The organism is Hydrogenobacter sp. (assembly GCA_041287335.1).
Taxonomy (GTDB): Bacteria; Aquificota; Aquificia; order Aquificales; family Aquificaceae; genus Hydrogenobacter.
The window spans coordinates 1-6,721 of sequence record JBEULM010000049.1; the positions used below are offsets into that span (position 1 = coordinate 1).

Sequence of the window (6,721 nt, forward strand, 5' to 3'; positions counted from 1 at the left end):
TTGACAAAGCCCTTGCTAAACAGATAGAGGAGTTCATAAAAAATCTGTTTAGCGAGCGGTATAAGTGCCTGAGGAGTAAGGCACTGGGCTTACTGTCTGGAAATCCTTATTTCAGGGGGTTTTCAGGCACAGTCCTAAACCTGATGCATAGATAGATGTCTATAAATGGGATATCTGTCTATGCAGAGGGATACTCATGAGATATATATTTGCTTCCATCTTCCGCACAAGCTCCTCAGCATTTCTACCTACGTTATAAAAGTTTATCTCCGAACTTACGAGAATACCTTCAGGATTTATTATGAAGGTGCCTCTAAGAGCCAGCCCCGTATCCTCATCATAAACACCAAAAAGTCTTGAGATCTTACCAGTAGTATCCGCACCCATGGGAAAGCTCACTTTTTCAAGGAGTTTCTCCGTTCTATGCCAAGCAAGATGCGTGTATTTGGTATCTGTGGATACGGATATGATTTCTACACCCATGCTTTGCAGTTTTCTATAGTAATTGGCAAGATCCGCAAGCTCTGTGGGACACACAAAAGTAAAGTCAGCGGGATAAAAGAATAGCACAACCCATTTACCTTTTTGCAGTATATCTTTCAGAGAGATCTTACTAAAGTTTCCCTTTTGAGGTTCATATACTTCCAGCTCAAAACCTGGAACCTTTTGCCCTATCTTCACTTCTTGCATCTTACCACCTCCAATGAAATTGTTGTTATTGAGTATTATAAGTAAATGAAAAATATTTGCAATATGATAGGGATCAAGTTTTGGTAAGATACTTAAAGATGAGAAGGGTTATAGTTATACCAGCAAGACTTTCTTCCACAAGGCTAAAGGAAAAACCTTTGACTATCATAGTTGACAAGCCTCTTATCAGATGGGTTGTAGAAGGTTGCCTGAAAACTGGGGAGGAAGTTATTTTAGCAACAGACAGTGAGAGGATAGCTGATACGGTAAAAGATCTTAACGTAAAAGTAGTTTACACGCCCTCTGAACTTCCATCGGGTAGTGATAGGGTAGCTTACGCACTGAGGGATGAGAGAGTTGATCACGTTATAAACTACCAAGGGGACGAACCTTTCGTGTATACTGAGGACATAAAAAGATTATTCAAAGCTCTTGAAGATTTCCCAGTTGCTACCTTAGCATGTAGGGATACTGAATTTTACAAAGATCCTGCATCTGTAAAGGTGGTAATAGCGGAGGATGGGACAGCACTCTACTTCTCAAGAAGTTCCATACCATTCATGAAACTCCATTCAGACCTTTATCCTCTCAAACATGTAGGTATATACGCTTTTAGGAAGGAAGTGCTTCTTGAGTTTACAAGCTGGGGGCAGGGACACCTTGAAAGACTTGAATCCTTAGAACAGTTGAGACTCTTAGAGAAGGGATTAAAGATAAAAGTACTTCTAACGGATAACTACTATCACGGGGTTGATACTGAGGATGATGTGAAGGTAGTGTCTGAGAGGTTACTTAAAAAACTTTCTAACCCTACGACGAACTGGTGATTCAGCGTATGACCTCCCTTGTGAGAAATCACGCGTCCTTTTATCCTTCTTCCAAAAAGAGCAAGATCACCTATAAGATCAAGAAGCTTATGCCTTAGAGGTTCGTCTTCAGAACGCAACCCTCCTCTGTTGTATACAAACCCCCTGCCTAATAGTAAAGCATTCTTTAAACTTCCTCCCTTTGCAAGACCCCTGTTTATAAGATGCTTGAGTTCATAATCGTAGCAGAAAGTTCTTGCGAAGACAAGATCTTTAACATTTCCATTGAATTCTACAGATCTTTCCTCAAAAAAGCCTTCAAGACCACCTACATAAACAGCCGAGAAACCTTGGTAAGGTATAGCCTTTATGTTAGCTTTGCAGTTTCTAACTTCAAAGGAGTGTTTTATCTCCACGATACTTGCAGGTGCGTTTAAGTTTATAACGTTATCCTTGAGGAATTTGTAAAAGTAATAGCCACTTCCATCAAGTATAGGCACTTCAAAACCTTTTACAAACTCAATAGTTACATTATCCACACCGAGCATGTAAAGGACTGCCATAAGATGCTCTACCGTCTTTATAACCACCCCATCCTTTCCGAGATCCGTTGAATGGTCCGTACTGACTACAAACCGAAAATTGGCAGGTATGTAAACGCGATCCTTTAAAAATCTTATACCAGTATCTTCCCTTTCTGGATGTAAAAGGATCTTTGCAAAGGTTCCCGAGTGTATACCAACACCTTCAAAGGAAAGATTCTCTTTTAGAGTGCGCTGGTTCATACCTCTTTTTATAGCAAATTTCATGCCAAAGACTTTATGAGTTTTACTACGCTTTTCATGCTCGGTTTTTCAGGCAAAAGACCGCATAGTCCAGACAGAGAGATAAGCTCTTCGTTGGTGGTTTTGCCAATACACACAGCTATTTTCTCTTTCAAAACCCTTATCCCTTCATCTTTTGGTAAATTTGCAAAAAAACTCTTTACCGCGGAGGGACTTGCAAAAACTATCACGTTTCCTTTACTGATTACCCTTAAGAATTCATCTCTCCTATATAGAACGGGCTGAGTTGTATAAACATTTACTGCATAAACGTAAAAACCCATCTCTTTCAGATCCATTATGAGGTTTTCTCTACCTTCGCGTGAGCGTGGGATAAGAACTTTAACCTTTTCTCCTTTTATAAGATGCTTTACTTCCTCAGCATAGTAATTTTCTGGCATCATGTAAGTGTTGTACCCGTAGCTTTCAAGGGCTTTCCCGGTGGTTTCCCCCACAGCTATGATCTTTTCACTCCCTTTGAGCCTGTTCTTATCAAAAAAGTACTTTACAGCCTTAGCACTCTGGAATATCACAAAATCAAAATCCTCCTTTGGAAGTTCAAAGTCAAGATCTACGGTCTTTACGAGAGGCAATGAAATTACTTCAAATCCTTCCCTTTCAAAAATGCTTCTGTCTCTATTTATATCTTCCTCACTTCTGGTTAGTATAATCTTGAACATTTGATTATAATTAAATTTATGCATCATCTTACGCAGGATCAGGTAAAAGAACTCAAAGAGCTTTTGCTATCTATGAGGGAAAAGATAATAAAGTCAGCTGACGAGCAGATAAAAGATCCCTCTAACGTAACTTTTGAGGGTGGGGACGAGATAGACAGAGCCAATATAGAGACGGAACGATACATCCAACTCCAAAGGGTAAAAACGAGAGAGTTAAAGCTCCTCAGAAAGATAGATTACGCTCTTGCTAAAATGGAGAGTTTCACTTACGGGGTGTGTGAAAACTGCGGTAAGGAGATACCTTTTGAGAGATTAAAAGCCAGACCGGTAACTACTATGTGCATAAACTGCAAAGAACTTGAAGAGGAAACGGAAAATGAGTGAAGAATGGATGTTTCCTAAAGTTAAGAAATTACCTAAGTATGTGTTTGCTGTGGTGAATGAACTTAAGTATAAACTCAGGAAGGAGGGAGAGGATATAGTTGATCTGGGCATGGGGAATCCAGACATACCTCCCTCACAACACATAATAGACAAACTTTGTGAGGTAGCAAACAGACACCATGTACACGGATATTCAGCATCAAAAGGAATCCCCAGACTCAGAAAAGCTATATGTGAGTTTTACAGAAGGCAATATGGAGTGGAGCTTGATCCCGAAAAAAACGCCATAATGACTATAGGAGCAAAAGAAGGATACTCCCACCTCATGCTTGCCATGCTCGAACCTGGAGACACAGTTATAGTCCCAAACCCTACATATCCTATTCATTACTACGCGCCCATCATATGCAATGGTGATGCGATCTCCGTACCTCTACTGCCAGAGGAAGACTTTCAGGAAAGCTTTATAAAAAGACTTTATGATCTTCTCAAGACATCTTTCAGAAAACCCAAAGCTGTAGTTCTTAGCTTTCCACATAATCCCACAACGTTGTGTGTGGATAAGGACTTTTTCAAGGAAGTGGTACAACTTGCCAAAAATGAAGGTATCTGGATAATACATGACTTTGCTTACGCTGACTTAGGTTTTGATGGTTACACACCTCCGAGCATACTTCAGATAGAGGGTGCTATAGATGTGGCGGTTGAGCTTTATTCTATGTCAAAAGGTTTTTCTATGGCTGGTTGGAGAGTAGCCTTTGTAGTAGGAAACGAAGTACTTATAAAAAATCTCGCTCATCTCAAAAGTTATTTGGACTATGGTGTATTCACACCTATACAAGTAGCCTCTATAATAGCTCTTGAGAGTCCGTACGAGATAGTGGAAAAGAACAGAGAAGTGTACAGAAAAAGGAGAGATATACTCGTAGAAGGTTTAAACCGCATAGGTTGGGATGTAAGAAAACCTAAGGGAAGCATGTTTGTGTGGGCAAAAATACCTGAATGGATAGGTATGAACTCCTTAGATTTCTCCTTTTTCCTTTTGAAAGAAGCAAAGGTAGCTGTCTCACCGGGTATAGGTTTCGGCGAATACGGGGAAGGTTATGTGAGGTTTGCTCTTGTAGAAAACGAACATCGTATAAGACAAGCGGTTAGGGGAATAAAAAAAGCCTTTGAAAAATTCAGGACGACAAGCCAATTAACTACCTAAGCATTCCCTTTTCTTCATCATAGTTTTTATCAATTTTATATATCCCAGAAAGCCAGGATTTAAGTCGTTTTTTAATATTATCATCCTGCAGTTCCTTCTCTACATCGTAATAAATCCAGTCTGCCCGCTTGGTATCTCTGTAAGGCACTGAAACTACAAACTTTGATAAGACTTCCGATTTAAAACTGGTAAATGATTTTCCTTGTGGTTTGTTGAAAAATTTATTAACTTCGTCAATGAGCTTCTTAATCAAATTGGCAGGCACCACATCAACATCATAAATTTTTCTAAAAGTCCTTTGAGCTTCTGATTTTCTCTCAGACATATATCCAGCTTCTAAAATTTCAAGAGTTTCATAAAATTTTCTACGATATTCACTTTCCCCACTAAGGGACTTGTAAAATAGCTCTACAAGTTTGTATTTATCATATTCGGAAAGTTCAACAGTCATATTGTCTAATTTATTTATCCACTTGTCTTCTCTTAACAATAAATCGTATACATTCTGTTTATTACTACCTGAATTCCTTTTTTTCTTTTTACCTTCACCAGTTTCATTTTCCTGTTCATTTATAAGCTTTTCAAAATGTTCATCAAAAAATTTCTTTTTCTCTATATCTTCATTTCCAATTTGAATATTAGAAATATCTCCTTGTAGTTTTTTCCATAGCCACACTAAGGATAACCTTAACAGCTCTTTATAATAAACCCTTCCATCTCCCGATTCAAGACCATCTTTAAATATGAGAATGTGGATATTGGGATTTGATAAATCAATTTCATATTTTTGGTCTGGATTTAAAGAATTTTTATATACCTTTTTGCCATTACTTTCTCCTTCAAATTCAAAATTCGCTCCAATTCTTCTTAAAACTCTACCCATTCTTTGAATTAGAGCATCAAGGGGACATATTTCAGTGTATAAAACATCAGCATCAATATCTAAGGACGCTTCTACAACTTGTGTTGCTACTAAAATTTTGCCTTCGTTTTCATTCTGAGGTTTTGGATTTTTAAATTTCTCTTCTATCAATTCAACTTCCTTATTTCTTCTGTCTTCATAAGTAAATCTTGAGTGTATGAGAAAGATATTATTTTTCATATTATCTGGAGCTTTTTCCTTTAACCTCTCATAAACCTTTTGAGCTTGTAGAACTGTGTTCATAATAACAAGGACTCTTTTGCCTTGCTGAGCTTTGTTAATTATTTCATCTAAAATTTCATCTAGCAATTCAAAAACGTTATTTTCATTGTTAATCACAAGGAAATTCAATTTGTGTTTTATGATATTGTTAAATTTCTCTTCTTCTTCGTATATATTAATCTCTTCAAAGTTGCCTTCACCTATCCTTTCCTTAATCTCATTGTTCACAAACTCAGGCAATGTTGCTGTCATAAGTAAGAATTTTCCACCCATAATATTCACCCATTCAATAAATTTGACGATTATGGCGCAGGCTACCGGGTCATAAGCTTGAACTTCATCAATAACCAGATTGGTGTAAGAGAAAAGAGAAAAGATTTTTTCATATCCCGGAGGCTTTAGAGCATAGGGGAAAAACTGGTCACCAGTCGATATTATAACAGGATAGGAAAGGTTTTTAGCAAGCTGGTAATATTTCATCGTGTCTCCTATATCTCCTTCTTTTTCAAGAAGATGAACATCAGCATCAGAATGTAAAAGTCCTACTCTGTCCTCACCAAATATATTTTTAGCCCTTTCAAAAATCTGATTTACCGCAGAACGTAAAGGTAAAGTATATATGAATTTGTTGTTTGCGGACCAAAGAAAAGCAAACTCTGTTTTTCCATAACCTGTAGGAGCAATGAGGATAAGGTTTTTGTTTTTATGTTCCTTTGCAACTCCAATCTGCCATATTTGATTTTCATCTGGTATTCCTATCTTGGTTTTGATTTTTTCTTTAATAGCACTTTCTTCAACTACCTTTATTTCTACATCATCCAGATTTTCACCTTCTGCTTCATACCAAGAAGCAAAATGGTCGCATCTTTGCAAAAAGCCAGCAATAAGAATCCATCTTTTTTGGTCTTCTTGGCTTTGTGTTAAGGTATGTCTTAGTGGTTCATAGTCAAATTTGTATGGTGGAACCGCAAAGCGATAAAGTT

The 6,721-nt window shown here is 37.6% G+C and carries 7 protein-coding genes; 3 read left to right on the plus strand and 4 right to left on the minus strand.

All coding sequences use genetic code 11. From position 1 onward, the window contains the following. Positions 1 to 159: 159 nt before the first annotated feature. Complete coding sequence (locus tag ABWK04_07410) at positions 160 to 690, minus strand: peroxiredoxin (GenBank protein MEZ0361700.1); 531 nt, start codon at positions 688 to 690, stop codon at positions 160 to 162. 98 nt (positions 691 to 788) lie between these two features. Here ABWK04_07410 and kdsB point away from each other — a divergent pair, with 98 nt between their 5' ends. Beyond that, positions 789 to 1,517, plus strand: a complete 729-nt coding sequence (gene kdsB / locus ABWK04_07415) for a 3-deoxy-manno-octulosonate cytidylyltransferase (GenBank protein ID MEZ0361701.1) — start codon at positions 789 to 791, stop codon at positions 1,515 to 1,517. Here kdsB and lpxC read toward each other — a convergent pair. Beyond that, complete coding sequence (gene lpxC / locus ABWK04_07420) at positions 1,433 to 2,281, minus strand: UDP-3-O-acyl-N-acetylglucosamine deacetylase (GenBank protein MEZ0361702.1); 849 nt, start codon at positions 2,279 to 2,281, stop codon at positions 1,433 to 1,435. The genes kdsB and lpxC overlap by 85 nt on opposite strands. A 20-nt stretch (positions 2,282 to 2,301) precedes the next feature. Beyond that, positions 2,302 to 3,000: a uroporphyrinogen-III synthase gene (locus ABWK04_07425; protein ID MEZ0361703.1), complete on the minus strand. Its 699-nt coding sequence runs from the start codon at positions 2,998 to 3,000 to the stop codon at positions 2,302 to 2,304. An 18-nt stretch (positions 3,001 to 3,018) separates the two neighbouring features. On the opposite strand from ABWK04_07425, the gene dksA reads away from it, so the two are divergent. Continuing rightward, the gene (gene dksA / locus ABWK04_07430) at positions 3,019 to 3,384 is read left to right on the plus strand and encodes an RNA polymerase-binding protein DksA (protein MEZ0361704.1); all 366 of its coding nucleotides are present in this window, start codon (positions 3,019 to 3,021) and stop codon (positions 3,382 to 3,384) included. After that, positions 3,377 to 4,594: an aminotransferase class I/II-fold pyridoxal phosphate-dependent enzyme gene (locus tag ABWK04_07435; GenBank protein ID MEZ0361705.1), complete on the plus strand. Its 1,218-nt coding sequence runs from the start codon at positions 3,377 to 3,379 to the stop codon at positions 4,592 to 4,594. The genes dksA and ABWK04_07435 overlap by 8 nt, the downstream gene beginning before the upstream one ends. On the opposite strand, the gene cas3 is transcribed toward ABWK04_07435, so the two are convergent. Next, on the minus strand, positions 4,587 to 6,721 hold a 2,135-nt coding region (gene cas3, locus ABWK04_07440; GenBank protein MEZ0361706.1), incomplete at its 5' end, for a CRISPR-associated helicase Cas3'. The two genes, ABWK04_07435 and cas3, sit on opposite strands and share 8 nt — an antisense overlap.